Genomic DNA, 23,796 nt, shown 5'->3' with positions numbered 1-23,796 from the left:
CACCGAAGCGCATGTCGGAAAGTCGGGCGCCTTCAGCAATCACCTCGAATTTGACGATGCTGTCATTGAGGAGCCGGTCACGTCATCGCGCAAATCGGCGAGGATACGGCGCGGTAGGTGCTGCGGAACGCAGGGATCGACGGCGGAAACACTGAGGGTGCCTGCGGCACGCATTATGCGGGGGAACCTCCCGCCTGCTGCTGCTTGTATCGAGCACGGTATGAATGAAGCAGTGGCTCGGTGTAGCCGTTGGGCTGCACCCGTCCCTCGAATATCAACGAACGCGCAGCTTCGAATGCCAAGCTTACTTTTTCACCGCTGATCAACGGCAGATATATCCGATCACCGGCATTCTGCCTGTCCACCTTTACGGCCATCCGGCGAAGCGAGTTTTCAACGTCGTCGGCGCTGACGACGCCGTGCAGCAGCCAGTTTGCGATATGCTGCGAGGATATCCGGAGCGTCGCCCTATCCTCCATCAGGCCAACGTCGTGAATATCAGGGACCTTCGAACAGCCAACACCTTGGTCAATCCATCGGACGACGTAACCGAGAATGCCTTGGGTATTGTTATCAAGCTCCTCTCGCAACTCGTCCTCTTGCCAGTTTCGCCCCCCCGCCAAGGGCAGGGCTAGCAACCGCTCTAGGGGCGCCACCGGTTCACCGCGTCGCTCCGCCTGGCGGACTGAGACATTGACTGCATGATAATGGGTGGCGTGCAGCGTTGCGGCGGTAGGCGACGGAACCCACGCCGTGCTGGCGCCGGCCTGGGGGTGCGCGATCTTCTGCGCAATCATATCCGCCATCATGTCAGGGGCGGCCCACATGCCCTTGCCGATCTGTGCTCGGCCCCCGAGCCCGCACGCTAGTCCGATCTGGACGTTGCGATCTTCATAAGCGCCGATCCAATCGGCCGCCTTCATCTCGCTTTTCCGAACCATCGGCCCAGCGAGCATCGAAGTATGAATCTCGTCGCCCGTACGATCGAGAAATCCCGTATTTATGAAAACGATCCGGTTCCTCACAGCGTAGATGCAGGCAGCAAGATTGGCGGACGTACGGCGCTCCTCGTCCATGATCCCGACTTTGATCGTATAGCGAGGGAGGCTGAGCATATCCTCTATCGCATCGAAGAGCCGATCGGTAAAAGCGGCCTCATCGGGTCCGTGCATTTTCGGCTTCACGATATAGAGCGAGCCTCGCCGGCTATTGCCCTTTCGACCCTTCAGATCATGCAGGGCGATGACCGCAGTCAGGACGCCGTCCAATATGCCCTCGGGAGCCTCCGAGCCATCGGGCAGGCGCACCGCTGGAGTTGTCATCAAGTGACCCACATTGCGGACAAGAAGAAGGCTGCGGCCGGAAAGAGCGAATGTGCTTCCATCTGACGCTGTATATGCGCGATCGGGATTCAGGCGGCGGGTGACCATTCGGCCATTCTTCTGAAAGCTGTCCTCGAGGGTGCCCTTCATCAGACCGAGCCAGTTGCGATAGGCCGCGATCTTGTCTGCCGCATCGATTGCGGCAACCGAATCCTCAAGATCGCATATGGTCGACACTGCAGATTCGAGAATAATGTCGGCGATGCCTGCCGGGTCATCCCGGCCGATGGGGTGATCGTGATCAATGACGACCTCGATATGGAGGCCATTATGCCGAAAGAGCAGATTGTCGCCATTTCGTCCCGCCAACAACGCCGGGTCGGACAACGACAATTCCCCGCCTTTCCAGCGCCGCCAACTCCCATTTGCAAGCGGTATCGCCCTGTCGAGGAAGCGCTTGGCCCAATCGACGACTTTTTCGCCGCGCTTGGCGTCATAACCGCCGGCCTCGACCTTCGTACCGACGACGTCGCTCCCGTAGAGTGCGTCGTACAAGCTGCCCCAGCGCGCGTTCGCAGCGTTGAGAAGAAAGCGCGCATTCAAGATCGGCACAACCAGCTGCGGACCCGATATCGCGGACAGTTCTTCGTCGACATTGTCAGCGCCAACAAGGAAAGGCGCCGGCTCGTCGACCAGGTATCCGATCGATCGAAGGAAGCTTAGATAGGCTTTCTGGTCTATAGGCTCGCTTGCACGAGCGTCGTACCAGCCATCGAGTTGCTCCTGGATACGGTCGCGCACTCGAAGCAACTGAGCGTTCTCTTGCGCAAAAGCGGAATAGATCGCTTCCAGTCCTCGCCAGAATACCGAAGCGCTGATGTCGGTGCCGGGAAGAACCTCTTGTTCGACGAAATCCACAAGCGCGCCGGAGACCGACAGCCTACCTATTTCAGTCATAGCCTTTGTCATCGATACCGTCTCCGCACTATTTCTCGGACAGGCGCACTCGGGAAAATGCAACGAAGCGGCCCGCGCACCGGCCTTCGCCATTGGCCCACATCTTCCAAGCCTGCGAATCTGTCGATTACCGAAAATTCGCGCTTTCTGATGTGAATATCATTCAATACGGAAATTGAGATGGATCATATTATGTGATCGAGCATTAGTTTTGACAAAATCGATCTTTGATTTGCACCTGTGCAATTCCCTGTCGATATCATACTATTACAGTTGCTACCCGATACGTCGCGGTGATAGGATGTTCGACAACGGCGCCTCGATACCACTTAGATGTTATTATCGAGTCATCCGTGAATTTCCACTTCAACATAGTCGAGATAGGGCGAGCGATCATGAAGCCGGCATATCTGTTCGATGCATATGGTACTGTCCTCGATGTCCATGCAGCCGTGCGTCGCCACTCCGAATCCATCGGCCCGGATTTCCAGGCCTTCTCAGATCTATGGCGCGCGAAGCAGCTGGAATATTCGTGGGTGCGTACCTTGATGGGCAACTACGAAAATTTCTGGCAGCTGACGCAGGATGCCTTGGACCATGTCCTGCGTTTATTCGGATCCGTCGATCCGGCAATTCGCAAGGAGCTTCTGGATGCATATCTGCGACTTGAACCCCACGACGGGGCGCTGGAGGCCCTGACAGACCTCAAAGCCAAGGGCGCTCGGCTGGCGTTTCTGTCAAATGGCACGTCGACAATGCTTCGGACGGCGACGGTGGCCGCCGGCCTTGACGAGATACTCGAGGCACCGTTCTCAATTGATGCGGTTGGAAATTTCAAGACGCATCCGCTGGCTTATTCCGTCTACTCGTCGCGGTGGGCACTGGATCGTGCGGAGATCGCCTTTGTTTCGTCGAACCGCTGGGATATCGCAGGAGCTACCAAGGCCGGATTTTACACAATTTGGGTTAACCGCAGCGGCATGCCAGACGAATATCTCGACGCGGCTCCCAAGCGCGTCATCGGCTCGCTTGTCGAGCTTCTAAGCGACTAAGTCGCGAGCGTTGACGAAATTATTGCCCTCTTGGCTATTTCGATGGGCCAGAACCCAGACCGCTCCGTTGCAGTGCAGTCTCGGCGCAGGTCCACCGGGCTCGCGATCCTGAAGCCCACCCCATCCGCAAGCGGGCCGATCCATAGGAGTTCGCGGGGCAGGCTCGTTTCCAATGTTCCTACCCTCACCGGTCTTGCGCATGGCGACGGTGAGATTGAAGCGCCGTGAGGCCGAGCAGCAACGACACTATCACGGCCGACGCACTCAGGATGCCAAGCGATTCAAATGATCCGCCGCCTACGATATTGCCGCCGACGGCAGGGCCGATTGCGGCGCCAAGAGACTGCACGGCGCCGGCGCCGGTAATCGCCCTTCCCGATCGATCGACCACGGCGATCAGGGACATCCCGATTACGACAGAAAATCCATAGAAGAACGACCACCCAAAGATCGCGATCGCGAAATATGGGAGGCCTGCGTGCCCATATGCCAGAAGCAAGCAAAAAGCGCTCAGGCAGAATTGAACGACGATCAGGAGCGGCCCTCGACCTAGACGGCGACTGATCCACGACGCCGCGATGCATCCAGCGGCGTTGGCAATGAGGGCAAAAGAAAGAACATACCCCGTCGCCGAAAGGGAGTTGCCGTGCGAAACTCCGATCTGCTGCGCAAAGATCCAGATGCTCGTTCCACCGCCGAACAGGAAGAGCATGGCAAGCAGGCTTAGAATACTGGCCAAGCTGCCGTCATGCCTGTGCGCGGCGGGTTCGTCGAAGGACTGCGTGATGCGGCCGGGCAGGAAAGGCACGCACGACAAGAAGAGAAGCATGGCGATCGCGGTCAGGAAAGTCAGGCCTGGCATGCCCGCCGAAGGAATGGCCCAAGCTGTCGCCGTGGCCATGACGATAGCCACCGTTGCGACCTGGCCTCCAGTCCCAAATCCGAAGTTTCGGTCCGGATCACCAGAGCTTCCGATTATGCGGCACGCGATAGCATAGATCACGCCGGAGCCGAGGCCGGCTGCAAAAAGCGAGGGGTAAAGAACGGCAACATCGGTGATAAGCCCGCTCGTGCCTATCAGGGCGAGCGATATCATACCGGCGATAGCGGACAGTTTGCGGATTCCGAACCGTGGAATCCACCAGACGGCTGAAGCGGTGCTCGCCACAAACCCACAGAGGTAAGCCGTCCCGATATATCCTGCCATATTGGGGGACAAGGCCAATCGTGGCGCCTGCGTGCCGATGTAGAGTGGCAGGATCCCATAAACCATTGTTCCAAACCAGAAGAGGATTACGCCAGCGGCCACCTCCCTTCCGGAGTTCAATGCGTCCTTCCGATCGTTTCTCTGCATGTTTCCCAGCGCGCTGATTTTTCCGAGCGGGTTAGCCCGTGGGCTTCGGTCAGTCCTCTTCCAAACGAGATAGATGTTATTCGATCGTCTTCGTTCATGAGAACAGATCGTTCTCGATACGTCTGGCTAAACGATCTCGGAAATGATCTTGGTAGCTTCACCAAATGCGGTATTGGCGACGGGGACCCCTGCGTAGATGGCGATTTGCATCAGCACTTCTTTGAGTTCGTCCTGCGTGAACCCTCCTTGAGCCAGCCCCGCGCGCACGTGAAGGGCATATTCTTCCCATCTTCCGAGACTCGCAGTTGTGGCTACAACGATCAATCGCCGCGTCCGCTCGTCAAGGCCGGGACGACTCCATATTTCGTTCCAAGCGATACGGGTGATCATAGCCTGAAAGTCTTCGTTGAAAGAAGTGCGTCCGGCGAGCGATCTGTCTACCCATTCGTCGCCAAGAATTGCGCGCCGTGTCACCAGACCGGCCTCGAAAAGGATGTCTCTGGCGGATGTCACAGTCGATTTGGTGCCGAAGAATCGAACGATTGCCGATGCCAATGCTGCTGGATCCTCGATAGCGGGAAGATGCCCGGTCTTGAGGCGCACCGCTTTTGCATCGGGAATGCTTGCTGCCAGGAATTCCCCATGTCCAAGAAACGGTGTGGAGATATCATCGTCTCCGGTGATGACGAGCGTTGGCACGGCGATGGCGCCGAGACGGTCCGCGATATCCATGTCGCGAATTGCTGCGGCACAGCCGGCATATCCGGTGTCGGAGCTGTTCACGAGCGCCCGCCACGCCGAGCTCACCTCTGCGGCACGGTTCTCGATGAACTTCGGCGAGAAGAAGCGATTTATCGCGGCATCTGCGATGGCTTCCGTGCCGTTGGACCGGACGGCTGCGACCCTGTCTGTCCAAATCGCCTTGTCCATCGTGGCGGAGGTACAGATCAATGCAAGGCCTGCCACTCTCCGAGGATGGTTGATCGCCATATCCATGGCGATCATCCCGCCGAGAGAAATCCCAGCAATGATCGCCTTTTCTACATTCGCTGCGTCCATCACCGCGACGGTGTCTGAACCGAGCACATCAAGGCTGTAGTCGCCCCCCGGCGCGTCCGAAGCGCCATGACCACGGTTGTCAAGGCGTATAAGCCGATAATGCGGCAGGAGATGAGGAAGCGCCTTGTCCCACAAGCTCATGTCGGTACCGATTGAGTTTATCAGGACGATGGCTGGCAACTCTGCGGAGCCTTGCTCCTTCCAGTATAACCGGACCCCGTTATGCTTTGTGAACGGCATCGATATCCCTCGTCAGAGGTTTAGAAGTTCGCGGACGATGCCTTCGCTTTCGCCTATGTCATTCCCCAAGGCGGAAGCCGCGAGATTGCAAGCTATGGCATCTCCATCGATTTGGAGGCCTTCGATCGTAACGACCATCGAGCCTATTGCTCCGGCGGCGATGGAAAAGAGATCCGCCAGAATTGAAGCCTCTGTCTGCCATCCACCGAGCCCCCGCTCCTGTTCCTGGGGAAGGCCCCCCAGCAATGTGGCAACCAGTCCGGGCGCGCGATGCGCAGCGGATAGAGCGACTTGGCAGCCTGTCGGGTTCCGTTTGTGCGGCATCGCAGAGGACCCGCCACGGCCCGGGACGACCGGCTCAAGAGCTTCCCGAATATGGTCCTGCGACAGCAAGGCGATATCCTTTGCCATTTTGCCAACGGTGCCAACCAGGATGCCGACGCTCGTGCCGATCGCGGCCACGGCGATTCTGCGGCTATGCCAAGGAGGCGCAGGTTTCAGCTGCAACGCGCTGGATAGCCGGCGCGCGACCGCAGAGCCTCTGCCCGACATGCCTGCCCGCGTCCCCGAGGCCCCGCCAAGCTGAACGCATATGTACGCGCCGGCGTCGGCTCGCATGCGCGCCGCTGCCTCGGCGATCCCCGCACGCCATTGGGCGATCCGCAGTCCAAAAGATATTGGCATCGCATTCTGCATCAACGTCCTGCCTACGGCAGGCACGCGGCGATAGTTTTCCGCCAAGGCTGTCAGGGCAAGGTCGAGACGATCGGCATCGTCGATCAGCAATGCGGAGGCTTCTCTCGCCTGCATCATCATCACCGTGTCAGCCAGGTCCTGACTGGTCGCGCCCTTGTGGACCGCCATCGCCGTCTCTGGCGCCATCGCCGAACGGATCCTGCCGATCAGCGGTATCGCGAGCGTACCTGCGAACGCAGCCTCGTCGGCGAGGATTTGAGGGTCGATGGCGAGCGACGCGCAGACGGCGCCGATCTCATCGGCGACGCGTTCCTCGATGATCGCTTCTGCGGCTTGAGCCTGCGCCAATGCAGCCTCAAATTCCAGGGCGTGTTTGACGGTCGAGCGGTCGTCATAGACCGCCAGCATCGCCGGCGTTGTCGCTGAACGATCGTGAAGGAGCCTGCTCACAGCGAAAAGAAGACCGTCTCTGCATCACCTTGGATGTGAATATCGAGCCACCAGACTCCATCATCGCGCTGGCGCGCAACAAGCGTCGATCGACGGTCCGATGGCACAAGGGAGAGGATGGCATCTGTGTCGTTGCCTTCTGCGCCGTCGAAATACAGGCGTGTGCAAAGTCTTCGCAGCACCCCTCTCGCGAAGATCGATAACGCGATGTGGGGAGCTTGGAGCGAATTGCCTGGTCCGGGCACGCGGCCCGGGAAAACAGTGCGGAAGCGATACACGCCGGATTCGTCGGTAGCGCATCGGCCGAACCCTATGAACTCCGGATCGAGTGGAATTTCGGCTCGCTTATCCGCCCCTCCGGAATATCTTCCCGACGCGTTGGCTTGCCAACTTTCTACCAATGCGTCTGAAATCGGGTCGCCATTTCCGTCGAGAATCTGGCCAGCAATGTCTATCACATCCCCTCTGGGAGCGCCCGTTCGCGTCGGGCGATTCAGAACATAGTGATCATCCGCGAAGAGCTCCGGTCGGGCTCCCAGATCTGACAGTCCCACCAAGTCAGCGCCGCCTTTCCAAGGCAGACCGTAGTGGAAGAAGGGGCCTACAGTCTGCCAAGGAGTTTGACCGAATAATCGAGGATCCTGGTTATCGAACCGCGCAGACGCTTTACGCTTTTCCAAGTCGTTATCCATTGGCAGTACCCTCGAAGGGCGTCTGCATTGCCCCCTTCAGCACGATGTCAAAACGGTATCCGAGCGCCCAGTTGGCGATGGTCGTGTCGATATCAAACCGGCAGATGAGGCGATTGCGATACGGCATCGGAACCGCATTCGCGATCGGATCGATCTCGATCAATGGATCGTCAGGAAAGTAGATTTGGGTGACGAGACGAGTGGCGAAGGCGGGGCCAAGCAACGACAGGTGAATATGAGCCGGGCGCCATGCATTGTGATGGTTACCCCAAGGGTAAGCTCCGGGCCGGATGGTCGTGAAGGAATACCAGCCCTGATCATCGGTAATCACCCGACCAGCTCCGGTGAAGTTCGGATCGAGCGGCGCGTCCCAATTATCGTTGCGATGGATATACCGCCCGGCCGCGTTCGCCTGCCAGATTTCGACGATGGTGTTTGGTACCGGACGACCACTGTCATCCAGCACCCTGCCAGAGATGCGGATGCGCTGGCCATGGGGAGCAGATCCATGTTGCGACGTTAGGTCTACCTCGGCTTGACCCATAAGAGCGCTCCAGCAACCGCTGGGGCCGCTCACCTCAGTCAAAGTCTGCGGAGCGTTGACCAAGGGGTGACGCGGACTACGCAATCCGGTCGAGCGATACTCTGGGTAGAGGAGTGGTGGCAAGCCCGCGTCGTCAGGCGCATATGCGATGTCCGTTGTCACAGGCAATTCTCCCGGAGCTTGCCCAGAAAGAGAGGGGCATTCGTCTTGGAAGCGATTTCCTCGACGCAGACGGATGGTGCCATGTCGAGCAGCGCAAGCACTCCGGCTTGCGGGTCTAACTCCATCACCCCGAGGTCCGTAATGATCAGATCAACCACCGACCTGCCGGTCAGGGGCAGAGTACATTTCTGGACGATCTTGGGCGCGCCATCCTTGGACGTATGATCCATGACGACCACCACCCGCTTGACGCCTGCAACCAGATCCATCGCTCCTCCGATCCCCTTCACCATCTTGCCCGGAATGGTCCAGTTGGCGAGGTCGCCATTCGACGCGACTTGCATGCCTCCCAGGATGGCCATGTCGATGTGCCCGCCCCTGATCATGGCGAAGCTGTCGGCAGACGAGAAAAAACTCGAAGTCGGCAGCGTGGTGACTGTCTCCTTGCCGGCATTGATCAAGTCTGCATCAGCTTCATCAGCGAACGGGTAAGGGCCCACTCCGAGCATGCCATTTTCGCTTTGCAGCGTGACGGTCACGTTTTCGGGGACATGGTTGGCAACCAGCGTAGGGATGCCGATTCCGAGATTTACGTAAAATCCGTCCTTGAGTTCTCGAGCAGCGCGCGCTGCCATCTGATCGCGCGACCAAGCCATCATGCAGGCTCCCGAGCGCGAATCGTCAGCTTTTCGATCTTCTTCTCGAGGCCCGTCGCTCGAACAATCCGATCGACGTAAATGCCGGGCGTATGCACTTCATCCGGGTCGATGGCGCCAGCTGGCACGATCTCCTCGACCTCGGCGACCGTCACCCGTCCGGCTGTCGCCATGATCGGGTTGAAATTCCGCGCTGTCTTTCGAAAAACCAGATTGCCTTCGGGATCAGACCGCCAAGCCTTGACTATCGAAAGATCAGCTTTCAGCCAGCGCTCTCGAATATATTCATCGCCGTCGAAAGTTTCGACAGGCTTGTCTTGCGCGACGACGGTTCCTACCCCGGTCCGGGTATAGAATGCCGCAATGCCGGCGCCGCCGGCGCGAATGCGCTCGGCTAACGTACCTTGCGGATTCAGCTCAAGTTCGATGTCACCATCCAGGAACTGCCGCTCAAAAAGACGATTGTCGCCAATATACGATGCGATCATGCGACTGATCTGCCTGCTTTGCAGCAGCTGCCACAGACCAAAGCCTTCTGCGCCCGCGTTGTTCGAAATCACTGTAAGCCCTCGGGTACCGCTTCGATAAAGCTCCGCGATAAGGTTCTCCGGGTTTCCGCAAAGGCCAAAGCCACCCGACATGATCGACATTCCGTCGAACAGCAAACCCTCAAGCGCTTCGGACGCGCTGCCTCGAATTTTTGAAAGCATTATAAGCCTCGGAACTGTTCGGAATTTTCCTTCGAACCTTATCCTTCGCATCGGCATGGAGCTGCTGCTTTTGACGATATGTGAAGGACGTTTGCGGTTTCGTCATTCTCGGTCGTCCGAATTGACTTGAGCGCACATTTCCAGGCAGGCCAGACTTGCCATTGCGGGAGAGACCGTTCGCCGGCGCCGAAGGAGCAACCGCCCCGGAAACTCTCAGGCAAAAGGACCGCAGGGCATCAAGATATCTGGAGAGTGGCGCCCGCCTGGGTGCCCGCCGACGGGATAGCGATCTCAGGCACAGCGGACAGATGGGGCGCATCCACCACCTTTTGGGGAGCGGCTCCCAGTGGCACGTATTAGCATCATCGGCGCCGGCATTACCGGCGTAACAACCGCCTACAGCTTGGCTGTCCGCGGTCATGAAGTCACCGTCTACGATCGTCGCCGCTATCCGGCGATGGTCACCTCATTTGCCAACGGTGGCCAGCTCTCCGCAAGCAATGCCGAAGTCTGGAACAGCTGGGCCACCATCGCAAAGGGTATGAGATGGCTCTTGAAAAATGACGCGCCGTTGTTGCTGAACCTCAAGCCCGGCCTTCACAAATACGGGTGGCTCGCCGAGTTTTGCGGCAATATCTTTCGGCACGAAAGAAACACGATCGCGACCGTTCGTCTCGCACTCGACGCGCGAAGGCATATGTTCACCATTGCGGAAGCAGAGGGCATCGATTTCGATCTGAAGCGATGCGGAATCCTTCATCTCTACCACAATGAACAGGAGTTTCGTGCTGCCGAAGTGGGCAACGCCCTCCTCCTCAAGGGCGGGCTCGAAAGGCACGCAGTGTCAGCTGGAGAAATGCGCGCGATCGAGCCGAGCCTGCAAGGCGCTCTTCACGCCGGATTCTTCACCCCGGGGGACGCCACGGGCGACATCCACAAGTTCACACGCGGGCTCGCAGATGCGTGTGCACGCCGAGGCGTGATTTTCAAGTTTGGAGCTGCTGTCCGGCGAGTGGAGATACAGAACCGGATTTGTACCATCAGCTTGACCGATGACGAGAGTGGTCGGCCGATCGCCTCTCAGACAGCTGATGCCATCGTTGTCTGCGCAGGGGTTGAAAGCCGAGAAATCGCCAGAAAGCTCGGCGAGAAAGTAAACATTTATCCGGTGAAGGGCTATTCCATCACTGTAAACTTGAGAGACGAGCAGAGCCGAACAGCTGCACCGAGTGTCAGCCTGCTCGACGACGCTGCGAAGATCGTCACAAGCCGCCTCGGTCCAGATCGATTCCGGGTGGCCGGCACCGCAGAGTTCAATGGGTTCAACCTAGATATTCGCGCTGACCGGATCCGCCCGTTGCTGCGCTGGTCGGAACGCCTGTTCCCCAAAATGGATACTGACAGCGTCACCCCATGGGCAGGCCTGCGCCCCATGACGCCCGATATGCTGCCTGTTGTCAGGCCGGGGAGAGTGCGTGGCGTCTACTACAACACCGGCCACGGCCATCTTGGCTGGACGCTTTCCGCTGCAACTGCCGAGATGATCGCCATGCGCCTGGACAGCGACTTCGCCGCGTAGCTTCGATCCACATTATTCATCAGAAGGATTTCGAGAATGATCCTAAGCTTGAAGCAAGCCCAGAATATTGCACTTCGCACTCTCAAGGCCGGTGCCGAAAAAGGACTGAAGCCGCTATGCGTAGCCGTGCTCGATCCGGGAGGTCATACAATAGTCCTGCACCGAGCGGACGGCGCGTCGCATCTTCGACCAGCAATTGCTATCGCGAAGGCGGCCGGCGCCTTGAATCTCGGCGTCTCTTCCCGCTCGATCGCGGCGATCGCGGCCGAACGACCGACATTTTTCAACTCGCTCGTAGGCATAGCGCCTCTCGGTATGGTGCCGGCCGCCGGAGGAGTGATCGTGGTTGACAGCGACGGCCAGACACTGGGTGCCGTCGGCGTTACCGGCGACACCTCGGACAATGACGAAGCTTGTGCACTTGCGGGCATCGAAGAGGCAAATCTGTTCGCGAAGGACTGATCATTGCCCGCGCAACGCGGCAAAGGTATTTCACATAAGTGCAATGATTGAAGAGAGATTGGCAAAAGCAGCGAGGAGGACGTTCGCCTTATGAAGTTGGACAGGCAGCTGGCGCGGCATGCGTACGGCTCCTTCCAGCAAATAATAAGGGGGGTTTATGTCTCGGTCGAATAGAACGAACGGGTCGGTAGCGGCCCTGCTTGCCGCTACTGTTCTGGCCGGATCGGCGACGCCAGCCTTCGGGCAGGCGACACCCGAGGCGCCTCAAGATTCTTCCGCGTCCTCATCGGGCGGATCGCTCGACATTGTCGTTACCGCCCGCAAGCGCGAAGAACGCCTCCAGGATATCCCGGTGGCGGTCTCGGCGATCGGCGGAGCTGCCCTCGAACAGAAGGGCATCGACAATGTGACAAACCTGATCGGGACGGTTCCGAGCCTCTTCACCAGCCAGAACCAGGCGTTCGGGCCGCTTCCCAACCAGACCTATCTCGTACTTCGCGGCGTCGGAGCGGCGGCATCCAACGATCCCGCTGTCGGAACCTTCGTCGATGGCGTCTATCAACCGAGCCTGGCATTCGACACTGGCTTCCTCGACTTGGAGCGCATCGAGGTTTTGCGTGGGCCGCAAGGTACCCTTTTTGGCAGAAACACCGAAGGCGGTGCACTGAACATTGTGACCGCGAAGCCCGACGGCACCTTTCGTGGGAAGCTGCGCGCAGAATATGCGGACTTCAATAGCGTTCGCCTCGGCGCGAGTTTCAGCGGCCCATTGGTGGAGGACAAGCTCTTCGCTAGCCTTTCTGGTCAATATTACAGCACCGATGGCTACATCCACAACCTGACCATCGACAAGGATCAGGATACGCTTCGCAGCCTGGCCGGGCGCTTCGTGCTTCGCGCATTGCCCACCGAAGACTTCGAGATCATTCTCCGACTGGATGGTTCTCGCAACAGAAACGGTTATCTCGGTTACGGCGTCGTGGACGACGGCGCGAAGCGTTATGCCACACTCGATGATCGCAAGGTTGTCTCGCCCGACACGAGCTTTGGCGGCTCTCTAACCATGTCGTACGATCTTCCGGCGTTTACGATCAAGTCGATCACCGGATATCAGCACGTAAAGACCGAATTCTGGTACGACTTTGATGGATATTCGGACCCCGACAACTTTCAGGACCAGCGCACGACCCAGTCAGCACTCTCCGAAGAACTTCGTTTCGAGTCGAGGAGCGGCGGGTCTTTCACATGGCTTGGCGGATTGTACGCCTTTCAGGATATCCACGAACAGAACCGCAATTTCGCCTTGTCTGGCTGTACGATCTGCGCCTTTCCGCCGATTTTCAATCCCGCCAACGACGTGCGGGAAGCGACGAGGTTGCGGCGTCGCGGCTGGGCCGCTTTCGGTCAAGTCGGCTACAAGTTCAACGATCGCTTCGAGCTGACTGTCGGCGGGCGATATGGCTGGGAGCGGACGCGGGCATTCCAGCAGGGCGTCGTGATCGTGCCGGCTGTGGGCGCGAACGACGCGTTCAGCGGAGTCACGTCAAAAAGCTTCAGCAATTTCTCGCCGTCCGCTTCATTCTCCGTTCACTGGACGCCTGATGTCATGACTTACGCGACTGTGTCGCGAGGTTATCGCTCAGGCGGCTTTGACAAATATCCGGGTAGCAGTGCAGCCGTTGGGATCGCTTTCGACAACGAAAAGTCGACCAATTATGAGGTGGGGCTGAAAGCGTCGCTCTTTGACCGACACCTGATCGCCAGCGTTGCTGGTTTCATCGTTCAGGTGGACGACATGCAGCTGGCTTCTGTTGCCATCAGCCCGGTCACCGGTCTCCCTGTCGGTGTCACTGCCAATGTCGGTGCCTCCCGTAACCGCGGGTTCGAGTTCGAAGCAACCGCCATGCCGTTCCGCGGATTCAAGATTCGCGGGAACGCTGCATATACCGACGCGCGCTTCACCTCTATTACGAGCCCGGTAGGATCCCATCTGACCGGCGATGCGTTGCCTTATGTCCCCAAGTGGACTGCTTCAGGCGGCGCAGATTACACTGTCTCGATCGGTGACACTGAACTCAATCTCGCAGCCGACTATCGTTATGTGGGGCCGTATTATTCCGGTAACGGGGCTCCTCCGTTTGATCCGATCCTGCAGGTTCAATCCTATGACCAGCTCGACCTCCGCGCCAGTCTGAAGAGAGACCGATGGGAGCTGACCGTTTACGTCGACAATGTGACGGACAACTTCAACATTACACGCCGGTTCGCACCGCCGTTCCAACCGTTCACCCGCGCCTCGGTGCTTCCACCTCGCAAGTTTGGCGTGAAGCTGAACTACAGCTGGTGAACATCCGCCGCCGGCCTCACTGGCCGGCGGCTTTGACCACTCAGGAATCGTGTCCTTGTTAAGGAGCGTCGGCCCGCAGCGAAACGCTGCTTCGCTGTCAAAGGATTTGCCGTGACCGAGATCGACATGACGAGCTTTGATGGAATTATCGGGAGCCTGACCCCGATGAGCGGCGAAGTCATCGACTGGACGAGCCCGACCGCTCCGGACAGAGCCCTTCAGTTTCGCGCCGGCGGACACGCTGATGTCGAGCGGGCCGTCGGTTCAGCGGGTCGAGCTGCTGGTTTGTGGCACCGGCTCGCGCCGAGTGAACGGCGAATGGCGATGCTGCGGTGGGGCGACGCAATAGAGGCCGCCGCCGAGCGCATCGGCATGCTCGACTGTGTCGACATGGGCAAACCGATAGCCGTTGCGACGATGGAAGCCTGCGTTGCCGCTCACATTGTGCGCTGGTACGCTCAGGCAATCGACAAGGCTTGCGGAGAAGTCATTGCGTCGTCGCGCGAGGCGATCTCTCTGTCGCTGAGAGTGCCCTACGGTGTCGTTGGCGCGATGGTCTCGTGGAATTACCCAAGTATAAACGCCGCCATGAAAGTTGGGCCAGCACTCGCGGCCGGCAATGGCATGGTGCTGAAACCGTCCGAGATTTCGCCCCGCTCCGCGATACTGATTGGCACCCTCGCCGAAGAGGCGGGCATCCCCGTCGGTCTGCTGTCTGTCCTCCCTGGCGGAGCGGCGACGGGCGCAGCGCTCTGCAGCCATCCCGGGGTTGCAATGCTTGCCTTCACGGGCTCGACCCAGACGGGCCGCTCTGTCGCCAAGCTCGCGGCCGAGCGGCTCGTGCCTGCTATCATCGAGGCCGGAGGAAAGAACGCGATCGTGGTTCTTGACGACATGACCGACTATCAGGGCATAGCCATCGACGCTGTAGCGGAAGCATATGCAAATAGCGGTCAGCTTTGCGTCGCCCGCTCAAAAATCCTCGTCCCAAGCGATCGTATTGACCAATTCTCGGACGCTCTCGTAGCCGCTGCAGCAGATTTCTTGCCGGGTGATCCTCTCGAGCCGAACACAAAATTCGGGCCCTTGGCGTCCAAGGCTCATTCGGACAGGATCCGATCGGCAGTCGACATGGCCCTCGGTCGCGGCGAACAAGTCATCCGCGATGGTCGTCCCGTGCAGCACGACATGCTGAATCATTCGCTGACAGTGGTCAGAGCGGATGACCCAACATCGCCGATATTGCGAGATGAATATTTCGGTCCGATCCTTGCAGTCGTTCCATATGATAGCATCTCCGATGCCGTGAGACTGGCCGGCCTCGGCGGCTACGGGTTGGCGATGACGCTCTGGACCGGCGAGTTGGCTCGAGCCAACATGTTACGGCAGGAACTCTGCGTCGGTCATTTGAAGATCAAGTCCGTCGCTGGTCAGGACTCGGCGACTGGTCTGGCGCTTCCACTGGAGCCTGCCGGTCAGTCCGGCTACGGAATCGAGTTCGGCGTTGACGCTCTCTCCAGCTACAGCCGTCGGATGGCCGTGGAGCAAATTGGCTGCCTCGCGCCGCTGGATCGCTAGCCACCGCCGACATCGCAGATCGGCCCAAGCGCCAAATCTGTTTGCGACTACCGCAAAAGTCCAACTTTCCGAGGTGCGCTAGAGCGGCCTTCACATGGAGGGCATTGTGCAAGATATTAGAACTACGGACTTTATCGTCGTTGGGGGCGGTTCGAGTGGCGCGGTGGTCGCATCTCGGCTAAGCGAAGAGAAGCGTTTTGAGGTCGCGTTGCTCGAAGCCGGCGGGTGGGACAGCTCGCCTTTCATTCGGATTCCGGCGGGCTCGATCAAAGCGATCATGAATCCTGAGTACAACTGGTTCTATCAAGCGGAACCGGATGCCTCACGAAACGATCGAGCAGACATGTGGCCGGCCGGCAAAGTCCTCGGCGGCGGCTCGTCGATCAACGGGATGATGTATGTTCGCGGCAATCGCGGCGATTATGATCAATGGGCTCAGCTCGGCTGCAAGGGCTGGTCCTATGACGACGTGCTTCCGTTCTTTAACAAGGCCGAGACGAACGAAAACGGCGGCTCGCGCTTTCGCGGCGACAAGGGCCCTCTGCGCGTATCGAATGCCCGCCTATCGACCACGTTGGCCGACGCATTCATCGCTTCTGGCGTACGTGCGGGGATTCCGCACAATCCGGATACCAACGGTGCCGAGCAAGAGGGTATCGGCCCCTGCCAAGCCACCCAGAACAAGGGTTGGCGACATTCAACGGCACGCGCCTATCTGGCCAAGGCGAAGCGCCGATCCAATCTGAAGGTCGAGACGCATTTCATGGTCAGTCGGGTACTGATCGAGAAAGGCCGCGCGATCGGCGTCGAAGGCGTTCAGAACGGGCGCACGGTTCGCTACTTGGCAAACAAGGAGGTCATTCTTTGCGGCGGCGCGTTGTCGTCGCCGAAAATATTGATGCTCTCGGGCATTGGCCCGGCAAAGCATCTTGGCGAGCATGGCATCCCTGTTGTCGTCGATTCCCCGGGAGTGGGGCAAAATCTGCAGGAACATCCCGGAGTGTTGATGTCGACCCATGTCGGCATCGATAGCCTCAATGTCGAAGTGCAAAGCGTCGCCAGGATAGTCAAGCATGGCTTGAACTTCGCTTTGTTTGGGCGAGGGCCAGCCACGGCATGCGTTGCCTCCGCTCTCGCGTTCATTCGCACGCGAGACCATCTCGAGTGGCCCAACATCCAACTGTCGTTCTCGCCGATCGCGTACGACTTCACGCCGGACGGCGTACACCTGTACAAGCGTGCGGCAATTGGCGTTGCCATCAACATCTGCCGGCCCGAGACGCGCGGTCAGTTGCTGCTCCGCTCCACCGATCCAAGTGAGCGGCCGATTATCCAACATGAGCTGCTCGGCGGAGATGATGAGATCAAGCAGCTCATCGAAGGATGCCGGATCGTGCGCAAGATTTTCCGTTCCAAGCCATTCAGTGAATATGACAAAGGTGAACGCTTACCCGGAAAGCAGGTCGAAACCGACGCTGATTGGATCGAGTATATCCGTCAGAGCGCCTTCCTGATGTACCACCCGACTGGCACTTGCGCGATGGGAATTGGGCCGACAGCGGTTCTCGATCCGGAGTTGCGCGTCAAGGGCGTCACCGGTCTTCGCGTTGCGGATGCCTCGATCATGCCGACGCTGGTTAGCGCGAATACAAATGCACCGTGCATCATGATTGGCGAACGGGCGGCCGATCTGATCCGAAGAAGCCACTGAGGAGATATCGTACCGCAGGAGCCGATGGCCCTCGTACGCACGATCGATCGCTTGGCCAGGGAGATATGACCGATGCATTTCGCTTCCGATAACTGGGGGGGCGCCCTTCCTGAAGTGGCTCAGGCTCTCGTCGACCATTGCGACGGCTTCGCCGCCGCATATGGCAATTCCGAACTCGATCGATCGCTCGTCCATCGCTTCCAGGAGATATTCGAGCACGATCTCGAGATGTTTCTCGTGGGAACCGGCACCGCTGCCAACAGTCTTGCGATGTCGGCAGCTGGTCGCCCCGGCGGCGTGGTGTTCAGCCATGCAAATGCGCATATGTTCGAAGAAGAATGTGGAGCCATCGAGAAGATCGGCGGAGGCCTGCGGATCACCCCTGTCGAAGGCGCGCTGGGCAAAATTGCCCCTGAGAAGTTTGCTGCTGCGCTCGGCCGACTGCCGGAGGGCTTTGTCCACGTCGGTCAGCCGTCAGCAGTTACGCTTACACAGGCGACCGAGTGGGGCACCCTCTATCAGCTCGATCAGATTGCTGAAATCGCGTCCATAGCCCGAAAGAGGAATATCGCGGTCCACATGGATGGGGCTCGGTTTGCAAACGCTCTCGTCGCTCTCGATGTCACACCCGCCGACATGACATGGAGGCAGGGCGTCGACATGCTCTCCTTCGGTGCGAGCAAGAATGGCTGCTGGTGCGCCGAAGCGCTCCTCGTATTCAATCCTCGGTATGCGGAACATATGATTTATGCACAAAAGCAGGCCGGGCATCTGTTCTCAAAGTCCCGCTTCATCTCTGCCCAGCTCGAAACCTATCTTTCAGAAGACAATTGGCGGAAGTGGGCGAGGCAGGCTAACAGGCTTGCGGCGGAACTAACTGCAATACTGATGCGATCTGGTGCAGCTCGGATCGCTTGGACGCCCGAAGCCAACATTGTCTTCGCGATCATGAAAATCAAAGAAGCCGAGAGACTTCAAGCGGCTGGAGCCTTCTTCTACAGGCGCGCATCTTTAGAGACCGAAATAGCCATCGCTGGAGACGAGGGCCTATATCGCTTTGTAACAAGTCCAATGAACGATGCGACCGATCTGCAGGACTTCGCGGAAATCCTGAGCTGACCGAAATTAGACCATGTCTCCTTTTTCGAGGTCGCCTTCGGGGCAAGGCGCCAGCTTTTTGGTTATAATCTTTTCATCGACCTTCCTAATGGGTTCAAGCTTTGTTGCGACACAGTTGCTCTTGAAGAGTGGCTTGCCTCCGCTGCTGCTATCGGGGTGCCGCTTTCTCGTTGCGACGCTCTCACTTCTCCCGTTTCTTCTGATGGAATCTCCACGCGATGGATTTCGCTGGCGTTCGCCCCGCCGGCGCGATGCAGTCCTGACGCTGCTGCTCGGTCTCCTTCAGATTGCGGCGGTCATGGCGTTGGTGTCTGCAGCTATGCGCTTCATCGATGCTGCGACCGTTGCGATCCTCCTCTTCACGAACCCGTTGATCGTGATGCTCGTCGCAGGAAGGGCGCTGGGTGAGCAGCTCAACCGGATAAATCGCCTTGGCATGGTCGTCGGATGCGCAGGTATCCCCGTCATCGTCGGGGGCAAGATCACGGTGTCCGCAAACGGCTTGATTGGCCACGGGCTGGCTATCGCGGCCGCCTTCTGTTGGGCGGGGGCAACAATTGCACATAGAAAGTTTCAGCCAAACCTGCGGCCTGCCACGCTCAACTTCTGGCAGATGCTCGTTGGTGCCCTAACTCTCATGTCGATCGCGCAGCTTAAGTGTGAGCGCTGGCCGACACATCTCGATTTTGCCCAGGTAATATGGTTTCTCTGGCTTTCCATACCTGCTTCGGCCGGGTCATTTGGGCTTTGGTTCGTCGCTCTGTCCAAGGGTGGGGCAACACGGGCAAGCAGCTTCCTCTTCCTTGCTCCCCTCTTCACATCCCTCCTCGCTGTGCCCTTTCTTGGTTCGGTGCTGGGGCTCCATCAGATTATCGGCGGAGCGCTCGTCGGTCTCGGACTTTATCTGGTCAACCATCGATCGGGCAGCCGAGCCGAAAACCCGAAGATCAACACGTGTCTGCTCGATGAGCGCTCAATCATTTTCGCCAAAGAGGCAAAAGCGTCCCAACCACACCTCCCCTAGATTTTCCTAAAGGAGATCGATGATGTCTAAAAACCTGCAGGTATTCAATCAAACGTACTTGGCAGCACGTGATAACTTTCTGCAGGCTACGACGGGCAAAGCTGCAAGGATCTATTCGATCGAACATCCACTAAGCGGACCATCCGGTGAGCCTCTACACGTGGATGTAGCTGTCTTCGGATCCCCACAAGCGGCCAACACCGTTTTCCTCACCTCCGGCGTTCATGGCCCTGAACTGATCGCAGGTTCCGCCTGTCAGATCGACCTGGTCAATGGCGGAAAGCTCGCTGCCTTGCCTGCGGACGTCAAGGTCGTGCTGATCCATGCTATCAACCCCTGGGGCTCGGCTCATGGCCGGCGCTATACGGAAGACAATGTAGACCTGTGCCGAAACTTCACCGTATTTCCGACGCAGACAGAGGTTTCGGAAAGGCTCATCGATCTTCAGGAGGCGATCGACTCTGCTTCTCTGGAACCTGCGGATGTCGCAGGTTCCGACGCAATCATTGAAAGGTTCATCGAGGAAAATGGCTTGGGAGCCTTCATCAACGTGGCCCTCTCCGGACAGTATCATTTCCCGAGCGGCATTGGCTTTGGGGGGAAGGAACCGGCCTGGTCCCGCAGCACGATCGAGCAAATCATCACTGAGGAAGGGAGATCAGCGCGGCACGTCTACATGGTAGATTATCACACCGGCTACGGGCCTTACGCTCATGGTTGCGTTGTCGCGATGCAGACGGGCTCGAAGCTCGAACGAGCTCACGAGGTATTCGGCGATTGGATTCTCGCTCCTCGGGCTCGCCCTACCGCCACCACGTATGAAACGACCGGTCACACGACTGATGGTTACGAAGCGATGCTTCCAGACGCGGAAGTAATCGCCGGCGTGCTCGAGATCGGCACGCTACCGCAGCCGCAGCTCGTCGCTGCAATGATCAACGAGCATCGCCATACCCGGCATCTCGCCAGCACGCCTGACGATCCGAGGCTCAAAGCGGCACGCGATGCTTTCAAAGCTTTCTTCGCGCCCGACGATCCGCACTGGCAGAACTATGTTCTGCATCGAGGCGAGCAGATTTTCGACCAGGTGCTCGCAGACATTTCTCGCCGCTTGCCAGACCGATGTTAAGCTCGGCAGGTGAAGCGTCCAGCCTCGCCTTGGGTCAGACTTGGGACAGTGCTTCACGAGGCGATGTGCCGAAAAACCGTCGGAAAGCCGTCGAAAAATTGGCCGGGTACTCGTATCCGACTTCGTAAGAAATCTGCGTTATCGACAGATCGCCCTCACGCATCAGGTCCAAAGCCCGCCGCATCCTTACCATGAGGAGATATTCCATCATCGTCTTACCCTCGACTGCCTTGAACAGCTTGCTAAGCTTCGACAAGCTCATGCCGGCTTGGCGAGCAATTTCGTTTGCAGGCGGCGGCTGTTGATACCTGTCCTCAAGGATTTTCATGACGCGAGCGACAGCGAGTCTGTCTCTTGACCGCGGCTGCGAACCGCGAGCATCTCGCCGAACAATCTGCTCGAAGAAGATGCGAATGATGTCATTGGCTCTGGATTGCAGAAGGAGACAGCGAGCGAACGGTGCACCAGCAGCCTCGAAGAAAGCGGCGGCCGCTTCTCGAAGCTCGAACGACAAATCGGTAGATATGATCCCGCATATCCCGTTCACGTCGTTCAGGTAGTCACTGAGCGCCCCGGAGTATAGGCTCGGGTCCAAGCCGAGATACTCTATCAAGTAGTTTTTGTCGCACGAAACCGTTACAGATCGCTCTTCGTCCCCCGAAAAAAAGCTTTGAGTACGCACCACTCCCGCAGGGCTGATTGGTACGGTGCAGCTTCTTGGTTCGATTTCGAATGATCGAGCTGATGCAGAAGTGATGATGGAACGCCCTGCCATGCGTATGTGGATCCGGAGGGCGCCATCGCTCTCCTCACTTTCTTGCACATCTCGGAGACGATGGAGCGAAGCCCAGCTTACCGTTACACCACCTGGGAATATCAGGACGTTCCGGAACCCCTCCGCGTCCATCCTTTGCGGCCGTGTCGCGATCAGAGCGGTCAAACCGACATCTTCGCGCTCGACGATCTCGTAGTCGCGTGGGACCAGATTCAGCATTCGTTCTGCGAGCATGGCTGTCATAGGGATTCCTCCCCGATGTGCCACGAACCGACGAACGACATGCGTCGAACATGAAGATATTGATCATATGAGCGCAGCAATGGCTCATACGCCGCATTTACTGCGTCAAATAGATAGGAAGACAGGTGACGGCGATAGCGCCGAGTCAACGCCAGCATGACAGAACTCCGCAGAAATATAGCGGCATCCTGCACGCAGCACGCTAGGCGTTGACTGCATCCAGCTCATCGCCGCAACAACGATATCGATCGTTATTGCGGCTCATTCATCTGAGTTGACGTCACTCACTTTGATTCACTCTTTCGATCAAACTGACACTATAGCCTTTTCGGCGCTATCGCACAACCGATTCGCCTCCGGCCATCAACCAAGAAGCCGACTCTACTGAGTGGCCATGTTAATGATCTTGGGCTGGCTGTATTCGGCCATGCCCTCGCGGCCGAGCTCTGCGCCGAGGCCCGACTGCTTTGCCCCCCTGAAAGGCACATCCGGCGGGAGGTCGAAATGCTTGTTTACCCAAACCGTTCCAGCATCGAGCTTTTGAGCGATGCCATAGGCGGCATCGAGATCCTTGCCCCAGACGCTAGCGGCCAATCCGAACGTACCAAAATTGGCGCGCGCAATGACATCGTCAAGGTCGACATACTTCAATATCGGAAGAATGGGAGCAAATTGCTCCTCGGTCACCAGCCGCGCGCTGTCGTCAATATCACGAACGATCGTCGGGGGAATGAAATAGCCCGGTCGGTCGATAGGATCGCCGCCGGCAATGATCGTGCCATCTCTCGCAGCCTCCCGGAGAAACTCTTTTGCGCGCGCAAATTGCGCTTCGTTCTGCAACGGCCCGAATTGCACACCTTGAGAAAAACCATCACCGACGACCGCAGCTTCAGCAAGGGCCGCTAGCCGCTCGCATACCGCATCGTACACATTCTCGTGAACATATACCCGCTTTATGGCGACACAGACTTGGCCCGAGTTCACCATTGCGCCAGCGAAAATGCGCTCGGCGACTTCCTCAGGATCGATATCGTTCATCACGATGGCAGCGTCATTGCCACCTAGTTCCAAGGTCAGGCGCTTGATCGTCGATGCGGCGCTCGCCATTACGTGGCGCCCCGTGCTCGTCGAACCTGTAAACGCGATCTTCGCGATGAGTGGGTGTTCCGTCAGCAGCGCTCCGATCTGGCTTGGTCCGTTGATGATGTTCACGACACCGGCAGGGAAAATGTCAGCGCAAAGCTCGCCCAGAAGCAGAGTTGTCAAGGGCGTCGACGGGGCTGGCTTGACAACGACACAATTGCCGGCAGTCAGACCCGGAGCCAATTTGGTGGCCAGCAGAAGCAATGGGAAGTTCCAGGGGGTAATCATGGCGACGACCCCGAGCGGCGTGCGATGTTCGACTATGCGTTCTCCCTCATTATCGCGAAGGACTTCCTCGGTCGTTTCCATGCTCGCAAACGCGCGCAAAATGTAAACCGTTTGCCCGACTTCCATTTCGGCAAGTCCGAGAGGCTTGCCCTGCTCCTCGACGAGGAGTCGAGCAAACTTTGCGCTTTGTGCTTCGATGCCACTCGCAAGTTGCGCGACAAGTTGGCCGCGCTCGGCCTGAGGCACGATGGACCAGCTCGCGAACGCTGCATGCGCTGCTGAGACGGCGGCTTCGACAATAGCAGCGTCTGCCACAGGCGCTTTCGCAACGACCGTTGCCGTTGCCGGATTGATGACATCGGCCATCTCGTCTCCGTCGATGAGGCTACCGCCTACCAACATCCTATAGTTTTCCATGCCGTTGCCTCCGAGCCTCGTCCGCCTCACGGACAATCGATGATCGGGAAGTTTATGCGGGGAACGGCTAGCTGCCACATTTGCCCGGCGGTCATTTGCTTATGCGGACTTGCACATTACGCATCCCTTCCGATGCGGCTCGTTTGT

Annotated in this window: 19 protein-coding genes and 1 riboswitch; of the genes, 9 read left to right on the top strand and 10 right to left on the bottom strand. The window is 58.2% G+C overall.

Annotation, left to right across the window (positions count from 1 at the left end; genetic code table 11):
* Nucleotides 1-173 precede the first annotated feature (173 nt).
* On the bottom strand, nucleotides 174-2,291 hold the full coding sequence (locus tag N6H05_RS08295) for a malate synthase G (protein WP_155184420.1): 2,118 nt from the start codon (nucleotides 2,289-2,291) through the stop codon (nucleotides 174-176).
* Between the two features lie 383 nt (nucleotides 2,292-2,674).
* Here N6H05_RS08295 and N6H05_RS08290 point away from each other — a divergent pair, with 383 nt between their 5' ends.
* Nucleotides 2,675-3,331 carry a haloacid dehalogenase type II gene (locus tag N6H05_RS08290; RefSeq protein WP_230461246.1) on the top strand — a complete coding sequence of 219 codons (657 nt, stop codon included), beginning with the start codon at nucleotides 2,675-2,677 and terminating at the stop codon, nucleotides 3,329-3,331.
* 184 nt (nucleotides 3,332-3,515) lie between these two features.
* Here the strand turns inward: N6H05_RS08290 and N6H05_RS08285 are convergent, their stop codons facing one another.
* The 7 genes from N6H05_RS08285 to N6H05_RS08255 all read right to left on the bottom strand — a co-directional run bounded on the left by N6H05_RS08285 (nucleotide 3,516) and on the right by N6H05_RS08255 (nucleotide 9,894).
* Complete coding sequence (locus tag N6H05_RS08285; protein ID WP_155178475.1) at nucleotides 3,516-4,685, bottom strand: MFS transporter; 1,170 nt, start codon at nucleotides 4,683-4,685, stop codon at nucleotides 3,516-3,518.
* A gap of 126 nt (nucleotides 4,686-4,811) precedes the next feature.
* Nucleotides 4,812-5,924, bottom strand: coding sequence for a bifunctional 3-oxoadipate enol-lactonase/4-carboxymuconolactone decarboxylase PcaDC (pcaDC, locus tag N6H05_RS08280; RefSeq protein ID WP_230461245.1), 1,113 nt, complete (start codon nucleotides 5,922-5,924; stop codon nucleotides 4,812-4,814).
* A 72-nt stretch (nucleotides 5,925-5,996) separates the two neighbouring features.
* Nucleotides 5,997-7,088 carry a lyase family protein gene (locus N6H05_RS08275; protein WP_230461244.1) on the bottom strand — a complete coding sequence of 364 codons (1,092 nt, stop codon included), beginning with the start codon at nucleotides 7,086-7,088 and terminating at the stop codon, nucleotides 5,997-5,999.
* 38 nt (nucleotides 7,089-7,126) lie between these two features.
* Nucleotides 7,127-7,822 (bottom strand): protocatechuate 3,4-dioxygenase subunit alpha, encoded by a 696-nt coding sequence (pcaG, locus tag N6H05_RS08270; protein ID WP_155178469.1) that lies wholly within the window; start codon nucleotides 7,820-7,822, stop codon nucleotides 7,127-7,129.
* On the bottom strand, nucleotides 7,815-8,528 hold the full coding sequence (pcaH, locus tag N6H05_RS08265; protein WP_155178467.1) for a protocatechuate 3,4-dioxygenase subunit beta: 714 nt from the start codon (nucleotides 8,526-8,528) through the stop codon (nucleotides 7,815-7,817). Before pcaH ends, pcaG begins: the two co-directional genes overlap by 8 nt.
* Nucleotides 8,525-9,184, bottom strand: coding sequence for a 3-oxoacid CoA-transferase subunit B (locus N6H05_RS08260; protein WP_155184414.1), 660 nt, complete (start codon nucleotides 9,182-9,184; stop codon nucleotides 8,525-8,527). Before N6H05_RS08260 ends, pcaH begins: the two co-directional genes overlap by 4 nt.
* On the bottom strand, nucleotides 9,184-9,894 hold the full coding sequence (locus N6H05_RS08255) for a CoA transferase subunit A (protein WP_155178465.1): 711 nt from the start codon (nucleotides 9,892-9,894) through the stop codon (nucleotides 9,184-9,186). Before N6H05_RS08255 ends, N6H05_RS08260 begins: the two co-directional genes overlap by 1 nt.
* 154 nt (nucleotides 9,895-10,048) lie before the next feature.
* A riboswitch (glycine riboswitch) is annotated at nucleotides 10,049-10,133 on the top strand.
* Between the two features lie 107 nt (nucleotides 10,134-10,240).
* Between N6H05_RS08255 and N6H05_RS08250 the strand changes: the two genes are divergently transcribed.
* From N6H05_RS08250 to N6H05_RS08215, 8 genes are all read left to right on the top strand, one after another.
* Nucleotides 10,241-11,473, top strand: coding sequence for a D-amino acid dehydrogenase (locus N6H05_RS08250; protein ID WP_155178463.1), 1,233 nt, complete (start codon nucleotides 10,241-10,243; stop codon nucleotides 11,471-11,473).
* 36 nt (nucleotides 11,474-11,509) lie between these two features.
* Nucleotides 11,510-11,935, top strand: coding sequence for a GlcG/HbpS family heme-binding protein (locus tag N6H05_RS08245; RefSeq protein WP_155178461.1), 426 nt, complete (start codon nucleotides 11,510-11,512; stop codon nucleotides 11,933-11,935).
* Between the two features lie 157 nt (nucleotides 11,936-12,092).
* Nucleotides 12,093-14,282, top strand: coding sequence for a TonB-dependent receptor (locus N6H05_RS08240; RefSeq protein WP_174834963.1), 2,190 nt, complete (start codon nucleotides 12,093-12,095; stop codon nucleotides 14,280-14,282).
* A gap of 111 nt (nucleotides 14,283-14,393) precedes the next feature.
* A complete protein-coding gene (locus tag N6H05_RS08235) occupies nucleotides 14,394-15,860 on the top strand; it encodes an aldehyde dehydrogenase family protein (protein ID WP_174834964.1) in 1,467 nt (488 codons plus the stop codon).
* A gap of 94 nt (nucleotides 15,861-15,954) precedes the next feature.
* Nucleotides 15,955-17,571: a GMC family oxidoreductase gene (locus N6H05_RS08230; RefSeq protein WP_174834965.1), complete on the top strand. Its 1,617-nt coding sequence runs from the start codon at nucleotides 15,955-15,957 to the stop codon at nucleotides 17,569-17,571.
* A gap of 72 nt (nucleotides 17,572-17,643) precedes the next feature.
* A complete protein-coding gene (locus N6H05_RS08225) occupies nucleotides 17,644-18,690 on the top strand; it encodes a threonine aldolase family protein (protein ID WP_155178453.1) in 1,047 nt (348 codons plus the stop codon).
* A 13-nt stretch (nucleotides 18,691-18,703) separates the two neighbouring features.
* Nucleotides 18,704-19,714 (top strand): DMT family transporter, encoded by a 1,011-nt coding sequence (locus N6H05_RS08220; protein ID WP_155178451.1) that lies wholly within the window; start codon nucleotides 18,704-18,706, stop codon nucleotides 19,712-19,714.
* A 19-nt stretch (nucleotides 19,715-19,733) separates the two neighbouring features.
* Nucleotides 19,734-20,843, top strand: a complete 1,110-nt coding sequence (locus N6H05_RS08215) for a DUF2817 domain-containing protein (protein WP_155178449.1) — start codon at nucleotides 19,734-19,736, stop codon at nucleotides 20,841-20,843.
* A 34-nt stretch (nucleotides 20,844-20,877) separates the two neighbouring features.
* Here the strand turns inward: N6H05_RS08215 and N6H05_RS08210 are convergent, their stop codons facing one another.
* Complete coding sequence (locus tag N6H05_RS08210; RefSeq protein ID WP_174834968.1) at nucleotides 20,878-21,861, bottom strand: helix-turn-helix transcriptional regulator; 984 nt, start codon at nucleotides 21,859-21,861, stop codon at nucleotides 20,878-20,880.
* Nucleotides 21,862-22,242: 381 nt separating this feature from the next.
* Nucleotides 22,243-23,598, bottom strand: coding sequence for an aldehyde dehydrogenase family protein (locus N6H05_RS08205; protein WP_233387976.1), 1,356 nt, complete (start codon nucleotides 23,596-23,598; stop codon nucleotides 22,243-22,245).
* Nucleotides 23,599-23,796 lie beyond the last annotated feature (198 nt).

It is taken from the genome of Sphingobium sp. WTD-1 (assembly GCF_030128825.1).
Classification (GTDB): Bacteria; Pseudomonadota; Alphaproteobacteria; order Sphingomonadales; family Sphingomonadaceae; genus Sphingobium.
Note: the sequence above shows the minus strand (reverse complement) of the source record. Positions and strands in the feature narration are given on the sequence as shown.